Origin of the sequence: Armatimonas sp. (assembly GCF_031410135.1) — a bacterium.
GTDB lineage: Bacteria > Armatimonadota > Armatimonadia > Armatimonadales > Armatimonadaceae > Armatimonas.
Genome location: NZ_JANNYP010000663.1, coordinates 1 through 2,491, shown reverse-complemented (window position 1 = coordinate 2,491; position 2,491 = coordinate 1). Strand labels below are relative to the sequence as shown.

General features: G+C 57.5%; 4 protein-coding genes. All 4 read right to left on the bottom strand.

Translation table 11 applies throughout. The annotated features are described in order from the left end of the window. Nucleotides 1-59: 59 nt before the first annotated feature. Nucleotides 60-746, bottom strand: a complete 687-nt coding sequence (locus RMO15_RS24245) for a hypothetical protein (protein WP_309718615.1) — start codon at nucleotides 744-746, stop codon at nucleotides 60-62. 8 nt (nucleotides 747-754) lie between these two features. Next, nucleotides 755-1,282 carry a fasciclin domain-containing protein gene (locus RMO15_RS24240; RefSeq protein ID WP_309718612.1) on the bottom strand — a complete coding sequence of 176 codons (528 nt, stop codon included), beginning with the start codon at nucleotides 1,280-1,282 and terminating at the stop codon, nucleotides 755-757. Nucleotides 1,283-1,300: 18 nt separating this feature from the next. Continuing rightward, nucleotides 1,301-2,053 (bottom strand): DUF4352 domain-containing protein, encoded by a 753-nt coding sequence (locus RMO15_RS24235; RefSeq protein ID WP_309718609.1) that lies wholly within the window; start codon nucleotides 2,051-2,053, stop codon nucleotides 1,301-1,303. Between the two features lies 1 nt (nucleotide 2,054). Then, nucleotides 2,055-2,491 (bottom strand): hypothetical protein (locus RMO15_RS24230; protein WP_309718605.1); only part of this gene is annotated, 437 nt, incomplete at its 5' end.

Below are 2,491 nucleotides of genomic sequence, written 5' to 3'. Positions count from 1 at the left end.
CGCTGGAACTACACATTCAAGCCTCGCTTGACGCCAACGCCAAGGTAAGGTTTGCAATGTCAAGATACGGAAGTAGATTTTGGACGACTACTAAAGGCAAGTTGTTCATCCGTGTTCCAAACCGGACGTGCAAGCTCCATGTACTTGCGCTTTGTCCCAACCGTGATGGGGTGAATCAAAGTCCCCCCTCCCTCAAGCACATAGGTATCGGTTCGGACATCAATGGCACCATAGTTCGTCAAGGCGACGCCCTCCGATGGGTACGTGGGCAGGCTAAAGCCAAGCCGGTTCCCATCGGGACTCCAGGCTAGCTCCCCACCAAAACCAAGTCCCCGGTGCTCACTGCCGTCCGCGTTCATCACGTACATGGGATAGATATTTTTATTGTTTTCCGTTTTGAACAAGCTGTAGGCAATGCGTCGCCCATCCCGAGACCAGGCCGCATAGGCGAGAGGCAAGGTATGGCTGGGAATCGGCACGTAGCGACTATCCGTGCCATCGGTACGCACACTGACAAGCTGACCCAAGGGACCGGAGAGAAAATCAATGTACCCAAAGCGCTCATGGCGGCCCGAGGGAGTCGGGGTCGGTGAAGGCGTGGGTGTGGGGTTTGGTCCTGGCGTGGGAGTCGGATTCGGTGTGGGTGTTGCGCCGGGCGTGACAGAGCCACCACCGCCACAGCCTGCAAGTAGGCTAATTCCCCCTGTGAGAAGCAGCTCGCGGCGGGTTGGAGTCCAGAGTGTCATTTTTGTTCTCAGTCAATCCGTGTCGGGGTCGAGACGGGTGTGAAGCGCTCGATGAAGTGAATGATGCCGGTCTCAAAGGCAATGTCAGTCTCCAGAATCCGAACGGGGCCGGGGCCGCCTCCGGTCAGGAAAAACGTGCCGTCTTGGCCCTGGTTCATCTTGAGGAGATGGCCCCCCATGTTGCGAAACTCGCCCTCACGGGGGAACTGATTGCGCTCGCGGGATGTCCCACCGCCAATGGTCAGCCGCTTCTCCACCACATGATCCCAGATGAACTGCTTCAGTGCCTCTTGCGTGGCGGGGCGCTTGAAGCGGGCAAAGGCGGCGTTGTGCGGTGCAAAGATCGTGTAGGGCAGAACATTGAGCGCCCGCTCCAGCCCACTGGCCTCGATCAGCTCCGCAAAGACTGTCAGCACGCGCTCCGGCTTGCCCTGATAGCTACGCTCGTAGCGCCGCAGGTTGGCTAAGAGGCGATTGTCTTTGGGAACCACACGGATGCGGCCCCCTAGGTGGGGAAGACTCTCTTTTTGTCTCATTGTTTTTTCCTCTTTTCCTCAGAGCTTCTTCAACAAAGGCTTACGAGGCGCAAGTTTCGTCGTGCCAAGCACAATTCGCACATCGCTGCCTTTGTCCGAGATTGTGCGGAGGGTGAAGACGAGGTCTTGCGGATTCGTGTTTATCGGCACGCAGAACACCAGATTGAACTCCAGCTTTGCGCCTGGCAGAATCGGCTTGCTCTGGAACGACTCCGAGGCAATATCGGTGAGGATCGGAGGAAACGACTCGCCGCTCGCGTCGGTAAGGGCGGTGTGGGTGTCGTTCTGGAACCACCAGAGCTGCTGGGCACTCTTCTGGCCGTTCTTGACCTCACAGCGCACAAGAAAGAAGCGGTAGCCTTTCTTGGGTTCGTAGGTCGTCCCCTTGATCTCCGCAATCGGATTGATCAGGCCGTAGTCGGTTGCGGTGCGGGTCTGGAGCGTGTACGAGTCTATGTCGCGCAGCTCCAGCGCCGTGAAGCGCCACTTGCCATCAAAGACCGTCTCACCCAGCTTGCCCATGATGCCCTCAACCTGGTTGGCTCCCCCCTCTTTAACCAGCGCATAGCCCGTCTTGGTCTTCACCACAGCGAGCCCCAGCGCTTTTGCAACATCGGCAATTGGCACCAGCACGGAGTCCCCGACCCGCTGAAGTCGCTCCGAGGCCAGGGTCTCGTTGATTAAAAGCGTGCGCTCGTTGCTGGCTTTTAGCTGGGCGTGGGTGGGAGCAAGTGCTCCCAGTGCGAGTGTGCAAAAAAGAAGTGTTTTCATCTTATAAAAAGCCTTTCCGAACAAGAACGATATGAAGCTCTGCGGGCGATCTGACCGGCACGCCATTGGGCAGTCCTGGTATGGGGAGGCCGGGGAGCTTGAGAAGCACAGGGCGTCCATCACGCTCGGTCGGGCCTACCAAGACAACCTCACCACGACTGGCCCACTCTTTCGGATCAATCTCTAGGTTCCACTCGCCCAGTAAGTCATCTTTGCTGGAGCCATCACTGTCGCGGAGCCAGAGATCCAGCTTGAGCTTCTCTTTGGTGTCGTAGTAATAGTCAATGGTGCGTGGCTTTCCGTTGAACGCCTGCACCTCAATCGTGCCGCCTTTTTCGCGCTTGTTCATTTCGGTATCGGCCTGCGCACGCGAAATCTCCCAAAACTTCGCGCCCTCAATACGTCCTTCGCCGTAGCACTCGACCGTGTCATCCAGAA

Coding starts and splice junctions, on each gene's coding strand:
- RMO15_RS24245 (WP_309718615.1), bottom strand. CDS start 746: ATGACACTCTGGACTCCAACCCGCCGCGAGCTGCTTCTCACAGGGGGA.
- RMO15_RS24240 (WP_309718612.1), bottom strand. CDS start 1,282: ATGAGACAAAAAGAGAGTCTTCCCCACCTAGGGGGCCGCATCCGTGTG.
- RMO15_RS24235 (WP_309718609.1), bottom strand. CDS start 2,053: ATGAAAACACTTCTTTTTTGCACACTCGCACTGGGAGCACTTGCTCCC.